Source organism: Achromobacter sp. UMC71, assembly GCF_014170305.1.
Taxonomy (GTDB): domain Bacteria; phylum Pseudomonadota; class Gammaproteobacteria; order Burkholderiales; family Burkholderiaceae_B; genus Achromobacter.
The window spans coordinates 32,372-53,828 of record NZ_LZZT01000034.1 but is presented as its reverse complement, the minus strand read 5'-3'; the positions used below and the strand labels follow the sequence as shown (position 1 = coordinate 53,828).

At 66.2% G+C, this 21,457-nt stretch carries 18 protein-coding genes; 10 read left to right on the top strand and 8 right to left on the bottom strand.

Annotated features, from left to right (window positions below; translation table 11 throughout):
* The first annotated feature begins 58 nt into the window (after positions 1-58).
* Positions 59-238, top strand: a complete 180-nt coding sequence (locus A9974_RS16765; protein ID WP_183005301.1) for a hypothetical protein — start codon at positions 59-61, stop codon at positions 236-238.
* Positions 239-329: 91 nt separating this feature from the next.
* Here the strand turns inward: A9974_RS16765 and A9974_RS16760 are convergent, their stop codons facing one another.
* The 7 genes from A9974_RS16760 to A9974_RS16730 form a co-directional block, all read right to left on the bottom strand.
* Positions 330-1,427, bottom strand: coding sequence for a helix-turn-helix transcriptional regulator (locus tag A9974_RS16760; RefSeq protein WP_183005300.1), 1,098 nt, complete (start codon positions 1,425-1,427; stop codon positions 330-332).
* Positions 1,428-1,563: 136 nt separating this feature from the next.
* A complete protein-coding gene (locus A9974_RS16755; protein WP_183005299.1) occupies positions 1,564-2,868 on the bottom strand; it encodes an OprD family outer membrane porin in 1,305 nt (434 codons plus the stop codon).
* Between the two features lie 107 nt (positions 2,869-2,975).
* Positions 2,976-3,947: a PDR/VanB family oxidoreductase gene (locus tag A9974_RS16750; protein ID WP_183005298.1), complete on the bottom strand. Its 972-nt coding sequence runs from the start codon at positions 3,945-3,947 to the stop codon at positions 2,976-2,978.
* Positions 3,948-3,967: 20 nt separating this feature from the next.
* Positions 3,968-5,416 carry an NAD-dependent succinate-semialdehyde dehydrogenase gene (locus A9974_RS16745; RefSeq protein ID WP_183005297.1) on the bottom strand — a complete coding sequence of 483 codons (1,449 nt, stop codon included), beginning with the start codon at positions 5,414-5,416 and terminating at the stop codon, positions 3,968-3,970.
* Positions 5,417-5,482: 66 nt separating this feature from the next.
* Positions 5,483-6,619, bottom strand: coding sequence for an aromatic ring-hydroxylating dioxygenase subunit alpha (locus A9974_RS16740; RefSeq protein WP_183005296.1), 1,137 nt, complete (start codon positions 6,617-6,619; stop codon positions 5,483-5,485).
* Between the two features lie 39 nt (positions 6,620-6,658).
* Positions 6,659-8,284, bottom strand: a complete 1,626-nt coding sequence (locus A9974_RS16735; RefSeq protein WP_183005295.1) for a BCCT family transporter — start codon at positions 8,282-8,284, stop codon at positions 6,659-6,661.
* A gap of 297 nt (positions 8,285-8,581) precedes the next feature.
* Positions 8,582-9,214: a LysE family translocator gene (locus A9974_RS16730; RefSeq protein WP_183005294.1), complete on the bottom strand. Its 633-nt coding sequence runs from the start codon at positions 9,212-9,214 to the stop codon at positions 8,582-8,584.
* Between the two features lie 163 nt (positions 9,215-9,377).
* Here A9974_RS16730 and rsmB point away from each other — a divergent pair, with 163 nt between their 5' ends.
* The 7 genes from rsmB (at position 9,378) to A9974_RS16695 (ending at position 18,902) form a co-directional block, all read left to right on the top strand.
* On the top strand, positions 9,378-10,715 hold the full coding sequence (rsmB, locus tag A9974_RS16725; RefSeq protein WP_183005293.1) for a 16S rRNA (cytosine(967)-C(5))-methyltransferase RsmB: 1,338 nt from the start codon (positions 9,378-9,380) through the stop codon (positions 10,713-10,715).
* A 40-nt stretch (positions 10,716-10,755) separates the two neighbouring features.
* Entirely contained in the window at positions 10,756-11,346 is a 591-nt protein-coding gene (locus tag A9974_RS16720) for a DUF4390 domain-containing protein (RefSeq protein WP_183005292.1), read from the top strand.
* On the top strand, positions 11,343-13,661 hold the full coding sequence (locus A9974_RS16715) for an ATP-binding protein (RefSeq protein WP_183005291.1): 2,319 nt from the start codon (positions 11,343-11,345) through the stop codon (positions 13,659-13,661). The genes A9974_RS16720 and A9974_RS16715 overlap by 4 nt, the downstream gene beginning before the upstream one ends.
* 11 nt (positions 13,662-13,672) lie before the next feature.
* Positions 13,673-14,362 carry a response regulator gene (locus A9974_RS16710; protein ID WP_183005290.1) on the top strand — a complete coding sequence of 230 codons (690 nt, stop codon included), beginning with the start codon at positions 13,673-13,675 and terminating at the stop codon, positions 14,360-14,362.
* On the top strand, positions 14,359-15,738 hold the full coding sequence (gene trkA / locus A9974_RS16705; RefSeq protein ID WP_183005289.1) for a Trk system potassium transporter TrkA: 1,380 nt from the start codon (positions 14,359-14,361) through the stop codon (positions 15,736-15,738). The genes A9974_RS16710 and trkA overlap by 4 nt, the downstream gene beginning before the upstream one ends.
* A 52-nt stretch (positions 15,739-15,790) precedes the next feature.
* Positions 15,791-17,260, top strand: a complete 1,470-nt coding sequence (locus tag A9974_RS16700) for a TrkH family potassium uptake protein (protein ID WP_183005288.1) — start codon at positions 15,791-15,793, stop codon at positions 17,258-17,260.
* Between the two features lie 400 nt (positions 17,261-17,660).
* Positions 17,661-18,902, top strand: coding sequence for a YbdK family carboxylate-amine ligase (locus tag A9974_RS16695; RefSeq protein ID WP_183005287.1), 1,242 nt, complete (start codon positions 17,661-17,663; stop codon positions 18,900-18,902).
* A gap of 42 nt (positions 18,903-18,944) precedes the next feature.
* Here the strand turns inward: A9974_RS16695 and A9974_RS16690 are convergent, their stop codons facing one another.
* Positions 18,945-19,877 (bottom strand): methyltransferase domain-containing protein, encoded by a 933-nt coding sequence (locus A9974_RS16690; RefSeq protein WP_183005286.1) that lies wholly within the window; start codon positions 19,875-19,877, stop codon positions 18,945-18,947.
* A 51-nt stretch (positions 19,878-19,928) separates the two neighbouring features.
* Here A9974_RS16690 and A9974_RS16685 point away from each other — a divergent pair, with 51 nt between their 5' ends.
* Positions 19,929-20,681 carry a phosphoribosyltransferase family protein gene (locus tag A9974_RS16685; RefSeq protein ID WP_370539642.1) on the top strand — a complete coding sequence of 251 codons (753 nt, stop codon included), beginning with the start codon at positions 19,929-19,931 and terminating at the stop codon, positions 20,679-20,681.
* A gap of 75 nt (positions 20,682-20,756) precedes the next feature.
* The gene (locus tag A9974_RS16680) at positions 20,757-21,227 is read left to right on the top strand and encodes a tRNA (cytidine(34)-2'-O)-methyltransferase (protein WP_183005285.1); all 471 of its coding nucleotides are present in this window, start codon (positions 20,757-20,759) and stop codon (positions 21,225-21,227) included.
* The last annotated feature ends 230 nt before the right edge of the window (positions 21,228-21,457 follow it).

Genomic DNA, 21,457 nt, shown 5'->3' with positions numbered 1-21,457 from the left:
TAACGTAACCACCCTGCCATGAGCCTATTCCCTTTGCCGGGCCGCGATCGCCCTGACGGTGTTCAGCCTGATCCGCGGATGCGCGCTGCATTCCGCCAAGCTGACGCCGCCGGCGACGAGCGCCGCGGACGACGGAGACATCGCATTCCTGTCGTCCCTGCCCGTTGGCAACGCGTTGCGCGAAGCCATCGAGTTCATCGATGGGCTGGCAGGTATGTCTATGACGTCGGCACAGTAGGCGTCCGAGGCAGCTTCACTGCCAGGCCCTGGGGGCGCTTTGCCGTGGTTCGCGGTCGTTCTGGCCGCGGCAGCGTTGCGGCGCGTAGCGCCTAGCAGTTCTTCTTGCCCGCTTTGTCGACCTGCTGCTCCAGCGCCTGGATGCGCTGGCGCAACGCATCGGCTTCCTGGCGGTACAGGCTGACATCGTTGTAGACGCACAGAATGCGCCCTTGCGCATCATCGGCCTGGTCGCGCTGCAACGCGGCATGCACGCGGACCCAGGTATAGCTGCCATCCTGGCGGCGCAGCCGCTTTTCCATCACGCTTTCGGTGATCTCACCCTTGAGCAGACGGGACAGCGTCTGCAGGTTGGCGGGCAGGTCGTCAGGATGCGTGAGCGCCTGGAAGGTCTGCCCCGACAGTTCCGCCGCGTCGTACCCGAGCAGGGCGCACAAGGGCGGGTTGACTCGCAGCCAGCGGCCATCCAGGTCCAGCCAGGCCATGGCCACGCCGGCCTGCTCGAAGAAGGTGCGAAAACGCTCTTCGCTGCGGCGCAGCTTTTCTTCGGCCAGCTTGCGATCGGTGCTTTCCATGCTGATGCCGATCATCTTCACCAGCCGCCCGGCGCTGTCGCGCAGTGATGCGCCCCGCGACGTGATCCACCGCAGCGCGCCATCGCGTTGGATGATCCGGAAGTCGTATTCGTAGCTGCTGCCGTCTTCCATGCATTTGCGGTAGATGCGTTGCAGCGCTTCGACGTCTTCTGGCACGACGTGGATCCAGAAGTCCTCGTTGCGGCGCACCGGCCAGCCGTAGACGTCCTCGACGTTCGCGGAATAGGACACCGCGTCGGTCAGCCAATTCCATTCCCAGGTCACGATACGGGCGTTTTCCTGCGCCAGTTTCATGCGGGCTTCGTTTTCCATGATCTCGGCCGTGTAGCGGCGGCGTACTTCCGTCATGGGGAGTTCGACGACTTCGGTCTGCTGGACGTCGCGCAGGGCTTCTTCACCGTAGCGCAGCCAGATCCAATTGACGTCCAGCATCTGTGCCAGCTTGCGCAGGTTGCCGTAGTCGATTTCGCCGCCACGGGTCCATTTATGCACGGCCGTGCGCGAGACGTTCAAAGCGTTGGCGACGGACTGCAAGGAGAGTTTGCGGTGTTCTAGTAGTTCTTTGAGGTGAAGTGCGAAGCTGTTTTCCGTCATGACTCTGCTGTCCCCGGCCAGCGGTCAGTATAGCTGAGGGTCCCATAATGCAGCGTCTTCTATTGACAGGGAAAATGCTATGCGCTAGCAGCTGATAAAGGCATTTCAAGTACATGGTGTTGGCGTCTTTACGCATTCAGAATATCGGCAGCGGGTATTCGACAATCAGGCGAAATTGGTTGGACGACGCGCCCGAGGTGCCTTGCGTCATGCGGTGCATGGCATAGCGCAGACGCATCGACAGATTGCGCGCGCTGCCAGACTGCACCACATAGCGCAGGTCGATATCGCTTTCCCAGTGCTTTTCGTTGGCGGCATAAAAGGCATAGGGGCTGCCAGGGGCGAGATGGTTGCCGTTGGCGCCGGAACCGCGCACGTAGCGCATCTGCACACTGGCGCCGGGCAGGCGGGCGCCACCGAGTTTGCCCAGGTCCAGCGCGTAGAAAAACCCCCACGACTTTTCCCGCGGGCCATTGAAGTCGGCGAGCTGCGACGAGTTCGGCAGGAATATCGAGTCGTGATACGTGCCGGGCCCCATGCCCAGGTAATCCATCGGTTGGTCGCCATGCACCTGTTGCCGCGCCACCTTGAAGGTATGGGCGCCAGCGGTGTAGGACAGCGCCAGGCCCCAGGCGGTGACGTCAATGTCGCCGGCGCGCTTGGCGCCGCTATCCAGGGAGCGGTAGGCCGACAGGTCCAGGTTCAACGCATTCCCGCCCGGCATGACCAAGGTATGGCCGGCCGCGAGGTAGAGCTGTTTCCAGATATCCCGGAATTCGCTGCCATAGGCGGTCAGCCGGGTGGCTTCGTCCAGGTCGTGGCGACCGCCCAGGAACACCACCTGGTCCGTGCTGACACCGGCATATGACGCATAGAAGCGGCCATCGTGGCTGACCTGGTTGAAGTCGCGCGCTCGGGTCATGCGGCCCGCTTCCAGGAACAGGTCCGGGCGCGGTTGGCTGGTCAACCACAGGCCCGTGGCCGACGCGGGCAAAAGCCTGGTATCGGCGGGCGCGAAAACCGGGTTGTAAGGCCGCAGGTTGTTGCCGTAGCGCAGTTCGCTGGCATAGCCCTTGAGCTTGACCGCCCCCTCGGCGGTGCTGGACTCGTCATGCACGCCGCCCCTGCCATCAGGCACCAGCACGCCGGCCCGGCCCTGGTATTCGCGGCGGCCGCCCAGGTTGACGATGCCATAGGCGTTCAGGTCCAGGCCCAGCCCCAGGGGCCCGGGCGTATAGCCTGAGCGAAATGCCAGCCGCAGCCCCTGTCCCCACTCGCGGTTGTCGGGCTGGCCCTGTTTACGATCGTGGTTCCAGTAGAGATTGCGCAGCAGCAGGTCCAGGTGCGAATCCTGGACAAGGCCGGCAGCGACGTCCGGCGCCGCCGGCGACGTGTGCGGCCAGGCAGGCGCGGCCAGGAAGGCGGCACCCACGAGCAACATGCAGATCGGCTGTTTCATCATTGTTCACTTTGGCTGGGCAAGACGGGGCCCCCGCCGCTTGCCGGTCGGCAAGCGGGCGTGTTGACAAGCGGGGGGAGGAGCCTGGTTTACAGGTCGAGCACGAGGCGGTCGCCGCGTGCTCTCGATACGCAGATCATCATGGTTTGTTGCGCGGCTTTTTCTTCGTCACTGAGATACTGGTCGAAGTGCTCGGCCTGCCCCGCCAGGATGCGTGTCTCGCAGGTGCCGCACACGCCTTCGCGGCAGAGGCATTCAACGTCGGCGGCGTTGGATTTTTCGATCGCCTGCAGGATGCTGGCGCCGGCTTCGACCCGCAGCTCGGTGCCCGAGCGAGCCAACACGACGGTAAACGCACCGCCGGCTGCCGGCGTGGCGGCGAACTGCTCCCAGTGAACGCGGCCGGGCGCAACGCCGGCCGCGTTGGCCTCGCAGATGACGGCATCGATCAGCGGTTTGGGACCGCATACATAGAGATGGTCGGGTTCGCGCAGGTCTTGTGCCAGGCGGACGAGATCCAGCTTTTCGCCTTGGCTGTCGACGTGGAAACGCACGTGGGCGGCGTACGGACTGGCGAGCAGGTCGTCGCGGAACGCGGCATGCTCCGGCGCGCGATAGGCGTAGTGCAGCTCATAGCTTGCCGCGCGGCGGTGCAACTCGGGAAGCTGGGCCAGGAACGGCGTAATGCCGATGCCGCCGGCCACCATGATGTGGCGCCCCGGGCTGTCATGCAGCGCGAAGAGGTTGTTGGGCGCGGTGATGACCAGTTCGCTGCCTGGGCGCACCTGCTCGTGCATGAATGCCGAGCCGCCGCGCGACTGTTCTTCCAATCGCACTCCGATCTGGTAGCGACGGGTGTCGGCCGGGTCGCTCATCAGCGAATAGGCGTTGCTGTACCGGTTTCCCCGGGCATCGCACATCTGCACAATGACGTGGCTGCCGCCGCTGAAAGGCGGCAGCGGTGTGCCATCCATGCGTTCGAGGGTAAAGCGCTTGACCCGCGCGCTGGCTTGTTCGACACCCGTGACACGAACGTCGATTTTCTCGTGGGATTTAGTCATACGTCATCTCTGCGCAAGCCTTAGACGGCCTGGCATACATATTTCATTTCCAGGTAGTCTTCGATGCCATGACGCGACCCTTCGCGGCCCAGCCCCGATTGCTTGACGCCGCCGAACGGCGCGACTTCGTTCGAGATCATTCCGGTGTTGATGCCGACCATGCCGTACTCGAGCTGCTCGGCCACCCGCCATACGCGGCGGGCATCGCGGGTATAGAAGTACGCGGCCAGGCCGAACTCGGTATCGTTGGCTTGCCGGATGACATCCTGCTCGTCCTGGAAGCGGACCAGCGGCGCCACGGGGCCGAAGATTTCTTCACGCAGCACCCGCATGCCCGGCCGTACATCCGCCAGCACGGTGGGCGCCATGAAGGTGCCGCCCAGCGCATGCGGTTCGCCGCCCGCCAGCACGCGCGCGCCTTGGGCGCGAGCGTCGTCGATCAGCGCCCGCACCTGGGTCAGGGCCTTGGGCGTGATCAAGGGGCCGATCTGGCTATCGGCTTGGTCGCCAGGGCCGACGCGCAGCGTGGCGGCCTGGGCGGCAAAACGGGTGGCGAACGCTTCGTACACGGCGTCTTGCACGTAGATGCGATTGACGCAGACGCAGGTCTGGCCGGCATTGCGGTACTTGGCGGCGATGGCGCCTTCCACCGCTTCGTCCAGGTCGGCGTCGTCGAAGACGATGAATGGCGCGTTGCCGCCCAGTTCCAGCGACATTTTCTTGATGGTGGGCGCGCATTGCGCCATCAGCAGCCTGCCGACCGCGGTGGACCCGGTGAAGCTGAGCTTGCGCACGTCGGGATGGCGGGTCAGTTCGCCGCCGATGGCGATGGCGTTGCCGGTGACGACGTTGAAAACGCCGTCGGGCACGCCCGCCTGGATGGCCAATTCGACCAGCGCCAGCGCGGAAAAAGGGGTTTCGTTGGCGGGCTTGAGCACCAGGGTGCAGCCGGCGGCGAGGGCGGGTGCGACTTTGCGGGTGATCATCGCGGCGGGGAAATTCCAAGGCGTGATCGCTGCGCAGACGCCGATGCCTTGGCGCATCACCATCAGGCGGCGATCAGCCCGCGGGGCCGGGATCAGTTCACCGTAGACGCGCTTGCCTTCTTCGGCGAACCATTCCAGGAAGGATGCGGCGTAGCGGATTTCGCCCAGCGCCTCGGCCAGCGGCTTGCCCTGTTCCCGGGTCATCAGGCGTGCCAGTTCGTTTTCGTGCCGGATCATCAGCTCGAACCAGCGGCGCAGGATCTGCGAGCGCTCTTGCGCCGGACGGGCGCGCCAGGCCGGCAGCGCGGTGTGGGCGGCGGCGATGGCGCGCCGGGTTTCGGCTTCGCCCATGTCGGGCACATGGCCGATTGTCTGGCCGGTGGCGGGGTCGGAAACCGTGACGGTGCCGTGGTCGTCGGCGTCGCACCAGCGGCCGGCAAGAAAGGCCTGCTGGTGAAACAGGGAAGGTTCGGTCGAGAGCATGGGAGTCCTGGGCGGTAAGGGAGGTGGCGTGCCCGGGCGGCACGCCACCGCGGGCATGCGAGCAGGTCAGTCGCGGTCCTGGTGCGCTTGGGCCACGAGGTGGTGGAAGTGCGCAATGCCGTGTTCGCTCTGGCCGCTGCGCTCGCGGTCGACCATGATCCGGCCGCGCCCGCGATAGCCCCGCGATTTCAGGCCCTTCTGCACGCTTTCCACCAGGCGCAGGTCTTCGGGGCGGAACACATTGCGGTACCACTCGATCAGGGACTTCTGCTCGTCCGTCAGTTCCTTGTTCAAGAAGTAGATGTCGTAGTGCTGCAGGGTGATGCCGGCGCTGGCCGGGAATTCGTAGATGACGGTCATGAAGTTGCCTCCCGGCGGCACGTTGAACATGGTGCACGGCCACGCCCAGAAGCCCGAGAAGGAAGGATCCTTGACGCTGTCGTCGAACTGGAACGACTTCGGCGAAGACTTGGCGATGCCGAACTGCAGGCTCCAATTGCCGTGCATGGTGTGCGTGTACTGGCCGACGTCGACCGAATCGGCGAAACCGGGATGTGCCGGCGCGCAGTGGTAGCACTCCATGTAGTTGTCGACGATGCTCTTCCAGTTGGCGGGCGTTTCGGTGACGAAGCGGGCGGCCAGATGCAGGTCCTTGATGACGGGGCAGGCTTGGTGCAGGCGGTCTTGCAGACCGGGCAGTTGCGTTTCGACGCTGCCGGCCTCGGCGTTCATGTTGATGAAGATGAAGCCGGCGTATTCCTCGACACGCAGCCCGACCAGGCTGGAGTTGGCCTTGTCGAAGTCGATGACGTTGTCGCAGTTGCGGGCGTGGGCCAGGTCGCCGTCGAGCTTGAAGGTCCAGGCGTGGTACGGGCAGGTGATGACGTTCTTGGCCTTGCCATCACCTTGCAGCAGTTGGTGGCCGCGGTGGGGGCAGACGTTGTAGAAGGCGCGCAGCACACTGTCGCGGCCGCGCACGACGATGATGCTTTCGCCGATGACATCGCGGGTGATGTAGGCGTTGTTTTCCGCGACTTCGCTGCAGTGGCCGACACAGATCCAGCTATTGGCGAAGATCTTCTCTTTTTCGTATTCGTAGATGGCGTCGCTGGTGTAGTAGCTGGCGGGAATGGTATGGGCGACGTCGGCATTGGCGCAGAAGTCGGCGGGCAGGCGTTCGATGGTGTTGGTGCTGGGATTCATGTATGGCTCCAAAGGTTCGGGGTTGCGGTGGATCGGGAGTCAGGTCCTGGTGGCGGGAACGGTGGTTGGCGGGGTTTGCGGGGTGGCAGTCGCGGCGGCCTTGGTGTCCGCGGACTCGGTATTGGCCAGACGCCGCGCTTGTTCTTCGATGTGCTGGGCGGGCATGGCGCCATAGTCCTGCGACAGCCAGCGGAACAGGCCGAACAGCATGATTCCCAGTACGAGCAGGAACGGGATGGTCGTCAGGACGACGGCCGTTTTCATGGTGTTCAGGGAGACATGGGCGAACAGCATGGCCAGGGGCAGCAGCGCCAGCATCACGCACCAGAACAGCCGCAGCGTGGGGCTGGGGTCTTGCCCTTCTTTCAGGTTGCGGGTGCTGGTGGCGGCGATGGCGTAGCCCACCGCGTCCATGTGGGATGCGCAGAACACGGCCATGATGAAGAGGAACGCGGCCAGGAACACGCCGCCCCAGGGCAGGCTGGTCAACAGGGTGACCACGGCGGTTTCGCCGCTGTGTTCGGCCAGCAGGCGGGGCACGTCGACCGCCTGGGTCAGGTACTGGTGCATGCTGAAGCTTTCCAGCGCGCCGAAGAAGAACCAGCAGCCCGCGCTGCCGCCCAGTACCAGGGCGGCGATGACTTCCTTCATCTTGCGGCCGCGCGACACCCGGGTAACGAACATGGCGACGCCAGGGGCGTAGGAAATCCACCACAGCCAATAGAACACGGTCCAACTGCGCGTGAATTCGCCGTCGCCTGAGGGATCGGTGAACAGGCTCATGCGCACCCAGTTCTGGATCATGAGACCCAGTCCGTTGGTGATGTTGTTGATCGTGAACTGGGTGGGGCCGACGACGAGCACGATAGCCGAATAGGCGAGTGCGCCGATGCAGACGATCTTGCTCAGGCGCTGCATGCCGCCGTCGATGCCTACGTACGAGCTGAGCGAGAACACCACCGAGATGACGGCAATGATGATGAACTGAGTGGTGAAGGTATCGGGCATGCCCGTCAGCGCGGACAGGCCCCGGGTCAGTGTCGAGGCGGTCAGCGCCAGCGATACCGTCAGGGCGCCGAACATGGTGAAGACAAATACCAGATCCACGAGGCGGCCGACCCAGCCGTGGGCGCGCAGGCCGGTAACGGCCTCGACGATGGATGCCATGCCCAACCCGCTCTTTTTACGGACATGGAAGTGGTAGGCCAGGGCAAGCGATGCGACGGCATAGAGGGCCCAGGCACTGATGCCCCAATGGAAAAAGGAGTAGCTGATGCTGTACTCCAGCGCGTCGCGAGACCCCGCCGCCAAATGCAGCCCGGGCGCCTCGTAGTAGTAGGCCCATTCCATGACGCCCCAGTACAGGGTGGACGAGCCCATGCCGGCACAGATGAACATGAACACCCAGGTCGGGGTGGCGTATTCGGGCTTGCCGCTGCCCAGCCGGATGTTGCCGTACTTGCTGAAAGCCAGGTAGGCGGCGGCCAGGGCGGTTGCAAAGACGAACACCAGCACGAGGGTGCCGAAGGCACGCGTTGAAAACTCGAACAACACGCTGGCGAACGCTTCGGCGGCTGCGGGGAAGACGGCGAGGCCGATGACGGGAAGCGCAACGGCAACCAGGCTGGCTGCGATCAGGAATAGGTCTGGCTTGGGGCGGTGCATGGGTTGTCTCCTGCTCCAGGGCGCCGTCGACGGGTTTCAGGGCCGTCGCGGTGCTGTTGTTAACTTATAGTTGACGTATAACCATAGATTAACTCGGAAGCCGGCCTTAGCCGAGCTAGGGAAAATCCCAGGCAGCAGGTTTCGGCTCCGGTGCAGACAGACGCGAGACAGCGGGCAGCTAGGGCGGCGGCCGTTGCCGCGGCAGCCGTTGCCTGGCGGTTTTCAGGGGAGGTAAATCTCGGACCAACGCCCGTTGCGAGCGGCCTGGTCCAGCCGGCGGCGGCATGCCACCGGCGTTCAGGACCCGCTGCGGCGGTACAGCGCCAAGGTGCCGGCCAGGCCGATCATCAGCGTGCCGCAGATGCGGTTCAGCCAGCGCAGGCCCGAACCCTGGAAGGCCCGCACCAGTTGCGCGCCCAGGGTGGCGTAGGCCAGCATGGTCAGCAGGTTCATCAGCGCCAGCACGCAGGCCACCGTCAGGTACTGCGGCAGCAAGGGGGCCTGGGTGTCGATGAACTGGGGCAGGAAGGCAGACATGAACAGCAGCAGCTTCGGGTTGGTGACCGCCACCACAAAGCTGCGCAGACCCAGTTTCAGCCCCGCGGGCCGGACAGCATCCGGCGAGGCGGCGGGCATGACCAGCGCCGAGTCGGACCGCAGCATCTTCCACCCCAGGTAGGCCAGGTAGGCCGCGCCCACCCATTTGAGGGTATGGAAGGCAACTTCGGAGGCGGCCAGCACCACGCCCAGGCCGGACGCCACCGCACCCACCAGGATCAGATCCGCCATGATGGCGCCGCCCATGCCCCAGCAGGCGGCGCGCACGCCATGGCGCGAGCCGTTGCTCATGGCGAGCAGGACCGTCGGGCCCGGTGTCACGATGGCGACGGCCGAGGCCAGGATGAACAGCAGCAGCGTGGTGGTGGACATGGCGGGCTCCGTGGCGAGCGGCCAGTGTGACGCGGGCGGCGGGGGTCTGTCCAGCGCCCGGAACCGCCCGTTTGCCCGTCGACGGGCGGGCCAATCGCGGCGCGCGCCGGGGCGGCGGGCCGCGCCGGGCTACCATAGCGGTCTTATCGACTGATTTCCTGCCATGTCCACCCGTTCCGACACTCCCCATCTTGCCCCGCCGCTTTCTTCCGTCCTGCTTTCCAGCGCGGGGGTGGTCGAGGAGGTCCTGGACGGCCGGTCGCTGACCGAAGCGCTTGCCGACGTCGATTCGGGCTTGCGGCCCGCCACCCAGGCGGTGTCGTTCCATGCGATGCGTTATCTGGGCTGGGCCGACGCCGTCGGCCGCGAACTGGTGCAGCGCTATCCCAATGTGCTGTTCGAGTCCCTGTTGCTGGTGTCGCTGACGCTGCTCAAGGCCGAGGGCGAGGCCGCGGCCGCCATGCCGGGCATGCCGGTGTACGCGCCGCACACGGTGGTGGACCAGGCCGTGACGGCGGCTTCCAACACCCGCAGCCTGGCGTCATTCAAGGGCCTGCTCAACGCCTGCCTGCGCCGTTTCCTGCGTGAGCGGGCGGCGCTGGACGCCGCGGTGGCCGGCAGCCTGGAAGCCCAGTGGAACCATCCTGGCTGGTGGGTCAAGCAATTGCGCGTGGCCTATCCGCAGCAATGGCAGGAGATCCTGCAGTCGGCCAATGTGCCGGCGCCGTTGACCCTGCGCGTGAACCGCCGCCGCGCCAGCCGCGAGCAGGTCCTGGCTGCCTTCCAGGCCGCCGGCCTGGCGGCCGAACCCGTGGGGGCGGCCGGCCTGGTGCTGGCCTCGCCCAAGCCTGTGACCCAGTTGCCCGGCTTTGCCGAAGGCTGGTGGTCGGTGCAGGATGCCGGCGCGCAATTGGCCGCCGAGCTGCTGGCGCCTGCCGACGGCATGCGCGTGCTGGACGCCTGCTCGGCGCCGGGCGGCAAGACCGCTCATCTGCTGGAACTGGCCGACATCGACCTGCTGGCCCTGGACGCCGACGCCGATCGCCTGGTGCGGGTTGGCCAGAACCTGGACCGCCTGGGCCTGTCGGGCGACCGCGTGCGGCTGCAGGCGGCGGACGCCGCCGACCTGGACGCCTGGTGGGACGGCAAGCCCTTTGATGCGGTGCTGGCGGACGTGCCCTGCACGGCTTCGGGCATTGTGCGGCGCCATCCGGACATCCGCTGGCTGCGCCGCGAAAACGATGTGCGCCGCACTGCCACCCTGCAAGCCCGGATCCTGGACGCGCTCTGGTCCACCGTGGCGCCCGGCGGCCGCCTGCTCTATGTGACCTGCTCGGTCTTTCCGATTGAAGGCGCGCGCCAGGCGCTGGAATTCCTGCAGCGCCACCCCGAAGCCCAGCGTCTGGAAGCCCCGGGCCAATTGCTGCCAGTTGCTGTCAATGCAACACCTGCGGACCAGCACGACGGGTTTTTCTACGCCTTGTTTGCCAAGGCGTCCTGAATCGCCAAGAATAGGGGCATGACAGGGGTTTCGGTGTCGTATGTCCATCATTTCACGCGTATTTCTGGGGTTGTTGTTCGTATCTGCCTTGCTTTCGTTTGCGCCGGTCGGCCAGGCGCACGCGGCCGAGCCGAAAGTCGTGCACGTCGAACCCGTGGTGCGTGGCGACAAGCTTGAAATCGACGCCGATATCCAATTCGAACTGAACCAGCAACTGCGCGACGCCGCCCAGCGCGGCGTGCCGCTGTATTTCACCGCCGACGTCACCATTACCCGCGAGCGCTGGTGGTGGTTCGACAAGTCCCTGGTCGACACCTCGCGTACCTGGCGCGTGATCTATAACGCGTTGACCCGCCAATGGCGGGCCGGGGTGGGCGAGCTGTCCTTCCCGGTAGCCTCGCTGGACGACGCCATGAGCGTCATCCGCCATGTCCGCAACTGGCAGGTCGCCGACGCCGATGATTTCGACGAAGGCGTGGTCTATGGCGGCCAACTGCGGCTGCGGCTGGATACCTCGCTGCTGCCGAGGCCGTTCCAGGTCAATGCCCTGAACAGCAGTTCGTGGGCCCAAGGCACGCCCTGGACGGACTTCTCGTTCTCGCTGGGCGACAAGGAGAAAGACCCCTCATGAGGCTGTTGCTTCGGCTGGCCCTGATGGTCGGCGCCGTAAGCGGCCTGGCATTGCTGGGGCTGCTGGCGTGGTCCACCGGCAATGCCTCGCGCTTTGCCCGCTATTACGACATTCTGCTGGTGCTGAACGGCATCTTCGCCCTGGCGCTGTTCGTCTGGGTGGTGGCGCTGACCGTGCGGCTGGCGCGGCAGATCCGGCGGCGGCAGTTCGGCGCCCGGCTAACGGCCCGCTTTTCCCTGGCGTTCGCCCTGATCGGCGTGGTGCCCGGCGCCTTGATCTACACGGTCTCGGTGCAGTTCATGTCGCGCTCGATCGAGTCCTGGTTCAACGTGCGGGTCGATACCGCGCTGGAGGCCGGCCTGAACCTGGGCCGGGCGGCGCTCGATTCCCTGCTGGCCGACCTGGACGCGCGGGCGCGCTCCATGGCAGCGGAACTGAACCGCAATTCCGACACCGGCGTGGCGCTGGCGCTGACCCGCCTGCGCGAAGCCAACGGCGTGCAGGAAGCCATGGTGTTCACCGGCAGCGGCCGCATGGTGGCGTTCTCCACCAATCAATACGGCCAGTTGCTGCCGGCCATGCCGCCCTCGACCGTGATGAACCAGCTGCGGTTGTCGCGCGGCTATTCGGCGGCCGAGGCCGATGATCCGGTCAAGCCGGGCACGGACGGCGGGCTGCATCTGCGGGTCGTGATTCCCCTGACCGGCCCGGACCGCTACGACAATCTGCTGGGCGCCGCGTCCGAACCCCGTTGGTTGCAGCTGCTGCAGCCCGTGCCGGAGCAGATTGCGCACAACGCCAACCTGGTGCAGCAGGGCTTTCGCGACTACCAGGAACTGGCTCTGTCGCGGCTGGGCCTGCGCAAGCTCTATGGCATCACGCTGACCTTGGCGCTGCTGCTGGCGGCGTTTGGCGCCATCGCCGTGGCGCTGTCGCTATCCAAGCGGCTGGTGCGCCCGCTGCTCAGCCTGGCGGGCGGCACCCAGGCCGTGGGCGTGGGCGACTACCGGCCGCTGCCCGAACCGCCCGAGCGCGACGAAGTCGGCCAGCTCACCCGGTCCTTCAATGCCATGACGCGCCAGCTCGACGAAGCCCGCCGCATGGTCGAAAGCAACCGCCAGCAGCTCGAACGTTCCAACGTCTACCTGGAAAGCGTGCTGTCCAACCTGTCTTCCGGGGTGCTGGTGTTCGACGAGGCGTTCCGCGTCACCACCGTCAACCAGGGCGCCCAGACCATCTTGCAGGCCGATCTGCGGTCCGTGATCGGGCGGCCGCTGGAAACGGTGGACGGCATGCTCGAATTTGCGAACATCGTTCGACAGGCGTTTTCGACCCATGCGGCGGTCGGGTCCGAGCGCCAGCACTGGCAGCAACAGTTCGAGATCGCACCCAAGCAGGGCGATACGCCCAACGGACCGCAGCCCCTGACGCTGCTGGCGCGCGGCACTCATTTGCGGGTGGACGGCCGCGGCAACGGCTACCTGGTCGTGTTCGACGATATCACCGAGGTCATTTCGGCCAACCGGACGGTCGCCTGGGGCGAGGTGGCGCGCCGCCTGGCCCACGAGATCAAGAACCCCCTGACGCCCATCCAGCTGTCCGCCGAGCGCCTGGCGATGAAGCTGGAAGGCAAGCTGCAGCCCGCCGAGGCCCAGATCGTCGAGCGGTCCACCAACACCATCGTCAATCAGGTGGCCTCGCTCAAGCAGATGGTGGACGACTTCCGCGAGTACGCCCGCACGCCGCCGGCGGTGATGCAGCGCATCGACTTCAATGCCCTGGTGGCCGACGTGCTGTCGCTGTACGGCTGGGACCCCGACGGCGGCGCGCCCGCCCGCCTGGCCGGCAAGGCGCTCAACCTGGACGTCAACCTGGGCGCGGATCTGCCGGCCATCGAGGGCGACCCGACCCAGCTGCGCCAGGTCATCCATAACCTGCTGTCCAATGCCCGCGACGCCATCGCCGAGAAGGGCGGCGAGGGCCGGGTCAGCGTCACGACGCAGTTGATGCGCAGCGAGCAGCCCGACCGCGCGGACCACCAGGCCCTGCGCTTCACGGTGGCCGACACCGGCCCGGGCTTCCCGCCCCAGGTCATGCAGCGCGCCTTCGAGCCCTACGTAACCACCAAGTCCCACGGGACTGGGTTAGGATTGGCAATCGTGCGCAAGATTGTGGAAGAGCACGGTGGTCGGATCGACCTTGCGAACCGCAAGGAAGGGGGCGCGCGGATTTCCATCTTGTTGACCCGGCTCGCACCCGGGGCCGATACTATGGACGCGACCGCGCAAGAAAAGGATAATGCGGCTACGCAATAGGTGGATGCTTTATGGCCAGAATTCTGGTGGTTGACGACGAAGTCGGTATTCGCGAGCTTTTGTCGGAAATCCTTTACGACGAAGGACACACGGTCGAATTGGCCGAAAACGCGGCGCAAGCGCGCGCCGCGCGCCTTCGCATGCGTCCCGATCTGGTGTTGCTGGACATCTGGATGCCCGACACCGATGGCGTGAGCCTGCTCAAGGAATGGGGCTCGCAGGGCCTTCTGGACATGCCCGTCATCATGATGAGCGGCCACGCCACCATCGATACGGCGGTCGAAGCCACGCGTATCGGCGCCATGGACTTCCTGGAAAAGCCGATTACGCTGCAGCGTCTGCTCAAGACCGTGGCCGCGGGCCTGGCCCGGGGCCGGGCGCCGCATCCGGCGCCCGCCGCGGTGCCGGCCGCCAGCAGCGCCACCGTGGCTCTCGAAGACGAACTCGACCCGCCGGTGCTTTCCACCGCGCCGGCCAACGAAGTTCCGGTCACCGCCAACGGCCAGCTGGGCAGTATTTCGCTGGACCAGCCGCTGCGCGAGGCGCGCGACGAATTCGAGCGCATCTATTTCGAATACCACCTGGTCCGCGAAAGCCACAGCATGACGCGCGTGTCCGAACGTACCGGCCTGGAACGTACGCACCTTTACCGCAAGCTCAAGCAATTGGGCATCGAATCCGCCCGTAAGCGGGGCGCATGAAGATCCTGATCATGGGCGCTGGTCGCGTAGGCACCAGCGTGGCCGAGAACCTGGTGTCCGAGCAGAACGACATCACGGTTATCGACTCGGACCCGGCCCAGCTCCAGTACCTGCAAGAACACTTCGACCTGCGGGTCGTCCATGGCGACGGCTCGCAGGTGTCGGTGCTGGAAGCCGCCGGCGCCGCCGATACCGACCTGCTGATCGCCTGTGCCGCGTCCGACGCGGCCAACATGGTGGCCTGCAAGATCGCGCGCCAGCTGTTCAATATTCCCCGCCGCATCGCCCGCATCCGCTCGGCCGAATTCCCCGAGCATCCCGAACTGATGAGCGAAGAGGGCTTCTGCATCGACGCCATCATCAGCCCCGAGCGCAGCGTCACCACCTACCTGCACAGCCTGATCGAATTCCCCGAGGCGCTGCAGGTGGTGGAATTCGCCGAAGGCCGTCTCAGCGTCGTGACCGTCAGGGTGGGGCACGGCAGTCCGATGGCGCACCACTCCGTGGACAAGCTGCGTGAGGTCTGGCCTGACGTGACGGCGCGCGTGATCGACGTGCTGCGTGGCGGCCGGCCGCTGCGGGCCGGGGCCGGCACGGTCATCGCGCCGGGCGACGAGGTGGTGCTGGTGGTGGACACGCGCCATGCCCGGCGCGCCGTGCGGCAGCTGCGCGAAGCCGAAAAGGCCGTGCGCCGCGTGATGATCGCGGGCGGCGGCAACATCGGCCTGCGGCTGGCGCGCGTGCTGGCCGAAGAAAACTACAGCGTACGCATCATCGAGCGAGACCTCAAACGCTGCGAATACCTGGCGACCCAGTTGCCCGACAGCGTGCTGGTGCTGCATGGCAGCGGCACCGACGAGGCCCTGCTGGAACGCGAAAACATCGAAGACATGGACACCTGGCTGGCCCTGACCAGCGACGACGAAGACAACATCATGTCGTCGCTGCTGGCCAAGCGGCTGGGCGCGCGCAAAGTGATCGCGTTGATCAACCGCCAGGCTTATGGTGAATTGATGCAGGGCAGCCATATCGACATCGCCGTGTCGCCGTCGCAGGCCACCATGAGCGAGCTGCTGCGCCACGTGCGGCGCGGCGACGTGGCGGCGGTGCACCGCCTGCGCCAGGGCGTGGCCGAGGCGCTGGAGGCCATCGCCCATGGCGATCGCTCCACCTCCAAGGTCGTGGGGCGCCCCGTGGGAGACATCAGCCTGCCCAAGGGGGCCAGCATCGGCGCCCTGGTGCGCGGAGACGAAATCATCCTGCCCGATGCCGATACGGTGATCGAAACCGACGACCACGTCATCGTTTTCGTCCCCTCGCGCAAGCAGATGCCGCGCGTGGAAAAGCTGTTCCAAGTGTCGGCGTCGTTCTTCTGATGAACGCGCGCACGCCTTTCCCCGGCGGGTCGAGGGCGGCCGGATAACTCCCATGAAGCGCGTCCTGGCCACCCTCCATATCCTGGGCCTGACCATGGTGATGTTCGCCCTCACCATGCTGATCCCGCTGGTGGTCGCCTATGTGGGCGGCGACGCGGCGCGCGACGCCTTCCTGCACGGCTTCCTGCTCTCGATCGGCATCGGCGCCATCCTGGCCGCGACCACGCGGCGCGCGCGCAGCGAGCTGCGCCCCCGTGACGGGTTCGTGCTGGTGTCGGCGGTGTGGGCCGGACTGCCGCTGTTGGCCGCCATTCCGCTGCTGATCTATTTCCACCGCGCCGGGTTGCCGCTGTCGTTCACGGAGGCCTATTTCGAGGCCATGTCGGGGTTGACCACCACCGGCGCCACCGTGCTGACCAACCTGGACGCGCTGCCGGCATCCATCAACCTGTGGCGCGCGACCCTGGTCTGGGTGGGCGGCATGGGCATCCTGGTGTTGGCGGTGGCGATTTTGCCGCTGCTGGGGGTGGGCGGCCACCAGGTCGTGCGGGCCGAGACGCCTGGCCCGATGAAGGACGAGCGCCTGACGCCGCGCATCGCCAGCACGGCCAAGGCCCTGTACGCGGTGTACTTCGCGTTTTCGATCCTGTGCCTGCTGTCGTACCGGGCGGTCGGCCTGTCGTGGTTCGAGGCCTGGTGCCATATGGCCACCACCATGGGCCTGGGCGGGTTTTCCACCTGGGACGACGGCTTTGCGCACTTCGATTCGGTGGCGGTTGAAATCGTCGCCATGGTGTTCATGCTGATCGCCGGCATCAACTTCGCCACGCACTTCAATGCCTTCCGCCAGCGCAGCCCGCGGGCCTACTTGCGCTGCCCCGAGGCCATCCCGTATCTAGTGGTGGTGCTGGGCGTGGGCCTGGTGATTTCGGTGTTCCTGTACATCAAGGGCGTCTACCCGGAACCCTTGGAAGCGCTGCGCTATGGCATGTTCAACACCATTTCCATGGCCACCACCACGGGTTATGCCAATACCGACTTCGCCCAGTGGCCGCTGTTTGCGCCGTTGACCATGCTGCTGCTGTCGGGTTTTGCCACGTCGGCGGGCTCGACCGGGGGCGGCATCAAGATGATCCGGGCGATCCTGCTGGTCAAGCAGGCGCGCAACGAGCTGGTAACAATGTTGCATCCCCACGCGATCAGCCCGGTCCGGATCAACGGCCGCGCGGTGGAGTCCCGGACCATGTCGTCGGTGCTGGCCTTCATGCTGTTCTACGGCCTGTCCATCGCCGTCTTCACCAGCCTGCTGCTCCTGTCCGGCCTGGACCCGATCACGGCCTTCTCGGCGGTTTTCGCCAGCGTCAACAATACCGGCCCAGGCCTGGGCCCGGTCGGCCCCATGGGCAATTTCGCGGTGCTGTCGGACTTCCAGATCTGGGTCTGCACCTTCGCGATGCTGATCGGGCGGTTGGAGTTGCTGACCGTCCTGGTGCTCTTCACGCCCATCTTCTGGCGAAAGTAGGCCCTGTGCCACACACGCTGCGCGCGCTGCTGCCCCCGGCGGGGCCCGGCCTTGGGCGGCCCGGCGGCCGGACGGCTATTTCAGCATGGATTATGTAGGGGATAACCCTAATAAGGGTTATCCCGCCTGCCGCCAAAAGCCCCATCCAGACTGCGATTTCGGGGGCTATCGGCCGGGAAGCCCCACCGTTTCTAGGTTGTGAGCGCTCGCTCACTTTGCCTTAGAGGGCAAAACCGATTGCTTCGCGATGTTGCACACAAATGTCACGATTTTCAATCGTTTTGCCACAAACCTGCGGCTATTATGCATTCACAAGCCGCCGTCTAGCGCCCCCCGGGAAGTTGCCGGGCTTCAAGGTCGAACGGTGCACCCCCTCATCCCACATTCGAAGGAGTCCGAGATGGAACAGATCCCGTTCATTTCGTCGGCCCCCAACACCCTGGGCATCGAACTCGAGCTGCAACTGATCGACCCCCGCAGTTTTGACCTTACCGCTGCATCAGACGAGCTGCTGGCCCAAATGGCCAACCACCCCATTGCCGACCGCGTCAAACCGGAAATCACGCGGTCCATGATCGAACTGAATTCCTCGGTGCACGAGCACCCGATGGGCTTGTTGGCCGAAATGCGCGAGATGCGCGACGCCCTGGTCGAAGCGGCGGATGCCGTCGGCGTTTCGGTGGCGGGCGGTGGCGCCCACCCCTTCATGCGCTGGCAAGAGCGCTCCATCTCGGATACCCCGCGCTTTCAGTACCTGGCTGAAATGTATGGTTACTTGGCGCGTCAATTTACGGTGTTCGGCCAGCACATCCACCTGGGCGTGAAAAGCGGCGACGACGCCATCAAGCTGTTACGCCGTCTGTCACCCTATGTGCCGCACTTTATTGCGCTGTCTGCTTCGTCACCGTACTGCGAGGGCGTGGATACGCTGTTCTCGTGCTCGCGCCTGAACGCGGTCAACAGCTTCCCGCTGGCCGGCCACATGCCGCCCGAGGTCAAGGACTGGTACCAGTTCGAGGCCCACCTGTCGCAACTGCGCGCCTACGGTCTGGCCGAGAGCATCAAGGACCTGTATTGGGACATTCGCCCTAAGCCCGAATTCGGCACGGTGGAAATCCGCGTCTGCGATACGCCGCTGACCGTGGAGCGCGCCTGCCAGCTCGCCGCGTTCGCCCAGGCCTTGTCGGTGCTGCTGATGCGTGAGGACGAGCCCAGCGATAAGGCCTGGCTGTCCTATCGCAGCAATCACTTCCAGGCTTGCCGCTTTGGCCTGCAGGGCAGCTACGTCACGCCGGACGGCCAGCGTACCCGCCTGATCGACCACCTGCGCGCGCTGTTCCAGCGGCTGATGCCGGTGGCCGAAGAGCTGGGCACGGGCGACATGATTGCCGCGCTGCGCGACGAAGCCATGCGCAGCGGCAACGACGCGCGCTGGCTGCGCAGCCAGTTCCATCGCCTGCGTGACCTGCCGCTGGTGGTGGAGTCGATGTCGCACGCCTGGCGTGGCGAGGCGCCTCAGGCCGCCGCGCCGGCCGAACCCACCGCGGTGTTGCGGCGGCGCATCCGGGCCAACTCCGAACCCATGCAGCCGCTATCGGCGGCGGAACCGGGGGTGACGGCGCCGCCGGAACGGCTGCATTAAGAAAAAAGGCTGCTGGTAGGCAGCCTTTTTTCATGCGCCGCGTCAGGGCGTGCCGCGCTGGCGGCCGCCGATGGCGCTGACCGACAAGCGGGTTTCGCCAGCGATGCCGCGATGCGTCGCGGCGCGCCAAGCATGGCCATAGGCCACTTCGATGCTCAGGGCGATGACGCCATCCGGACGGCGCTGGGCTTCCAGCGCTGCGCACAGGCGATCGCGCCAACCGCGTCCGACCAGGCCGCCGCGTCGCCCCTCGGCGGGGTTGCCGCCCAGGGCGCGCACGTCCTGCAGCAGCTTTTCCGGGCTGCGGTAGGTCAGGGTCAGGATTTCCTGGTCCATCACCGGGTCCGCAAAGCCGTTTTCCACCAGCAGGTCGCCAAAATCGTGCATGTCCACGAACGCCGGCGTGGCGGTGCGCAGGCCGGCGTCGTCCAGCGCCCGGCGCAGTTCGCGCAGCGTGGCCGGCCCCAGACAGGAGAACATCGCCAGGCCGCCCACCTTCAGGATGCGGCGCCACTCGGCCAGCACGGCATGGGGTTCGCGATGCCAGTGCATGGCCAGGTTCGACCACACCAGCTCGAGCGACTCGGGCGCCAGGCCGGTCGCGGCCAGGTCGGCGTTGACGAATTCGGTGGCGGGGCCACGCCGCGCCAGTTTGCCGATCCAGGCGGACAGGCCGCCCGGGGTGTGGCGCTTGCGGGCGATGTCCAGCAATGCCTCGCAGTTGTCCAGGCCGGTGTAGGCGGCGTCGGCATAGCGTTCGCGCAGCAGGGCCAGGTTGTCGCCGGCGCCGCAGCCGGCGTCCAGCAGGGCTTGCGGCTGCACGCGAATGTACTGCAGCCTGCCGAGCATGCGGCGGGCGACCTCGCCATACAGGAACTGGGCGTCGGACAGATCGCCGCGGCGGGCGAACTGCCGCGGCACGTCGGCGGCAACGAGAGGAAGCGAGGGCGGGGTGGCGGGTGCTGGCAGAGACATTTCGGTCGCGCTCGGGCCGAGGCCGCGGGCGGATCATGATTTCATTGGGCAATGACAGACATTATTGCGCATCCGGGCGGTCACCGCCGATTGTCCCTACTGGCCATGGGGCGGGGGCTGTTCGCCCGCGTCCCTTGTGATTGCCCGCTGTGCGGGGCGCGGGTGCGGGGCGCCAGGCTGTGCGAGGGTTGCGAGGCGGACGTGGCGGGCGATCCGTCCGTGCCGCGCTGCCCCTGCTGCGCATTGCGGTTGGGCCTGGCCGCGCCGCATTGCGTGGCTTGCCTGGGGCCGCCGCGGGCGTACACGCGGACCATCGCGGCTTTCGACTACGAACCCCCGGCCGATACGCTGATCAGCCAGCTCAAGACGCAGTTGCGGCTGAGCGCGGCGCCGGTGCTGGCGCGGCTGTTGGCGCAGGCGGTGCGGCGGCAGGAGGCGACGCCACCGGGCATGCTGCTGATCCCGGTGCCGTCCAGCCGGGCGTCGCTGCGCCGCCGCGGCATGAACCCGGCGGCCGAGATCGCGCGCGGCCTGGCGGCGCAGTTGGCGCTGCCCTTGACCTGCACGGCGCTTCGGCGACGACGCGACACGCCTCGGCAAACGGCGCTGGGGCGCCGTGCCCGGCTAAGCGGGGCGGCGGGGGTGTTCCATTGCGCGCGGGATCTGTCGGGGCGCCATGTCGGGCTGGTGGACGACGTGATGACTACCGGGAGCACGGCGCAGGCGGCGGCCAAGGCGTTGCGGGCGGCGGGCGCGGCCAGCGTGACGGTACTGGTGGCGGCGCGCACGCCGCAGGTTGCCTAGCGCAAATCGGCGACAATCCCGCTATGCGCGGCCCGCATCGGCCGCAAGTCTTTCAACGTTTTCCGGCCATTCCGCATGTTCCACGTCATCCTCGTTTGCCCCGAGATTCCGCCCAACACGGGCAATGCCATCCGTTTGTGCGCCAATACGGGCGCCCAGCTGCATCTGGTGCGCCCGCTGGGGTTCGAGCTGGACGATGCCCGCATGCGGCGGGCGGGGTTGGATTATCACGAGTGGCAGCCGGTGCGGGTGCACGACACCTTGCAAGAGGCGCTGGCCGATACCGGGGCGGCGCCTTCGCATATCTACGCATTGACGACGCAGGCGCAGCGCAGCGTGGGGGACATCCGGTTCGAGCCGGGGGATGTGTTTGTGTTCGGGCGGGAGACCGCCGGGTTGTCCGAGGAACATCAGGCGATGTTTGCGCCGCAGCAGCGGTTGCGGTTGCCTATGCGGGCGGGGCAACGGAGCTTGAATCTTTCTAATGCGGTGGCGGTGACGGTGTTTGAGGCTTGGAGGCAGCAGGGATATGAGGGTGGGGTTTAAGTTCTGGCGAACTTATTGGGCTTTTTTGGGTTCTTTTGGGCGTTGCCGTTCTTAAGCCGCGCGTGACGGGGCAGGCGGGTGAGGGCGGGGCTACGATTGCGGTCCGGAGCCTTCGCTCCGGACTGCCCCGTGCTCATCCTCGTCACCGCCTTCGGCGGTTCCTTCGGATTCCGCCGGGCGCATCTACACGCCCCGCCCTCACCCGCCTGCCCCGCCACGCGCTCTTGATG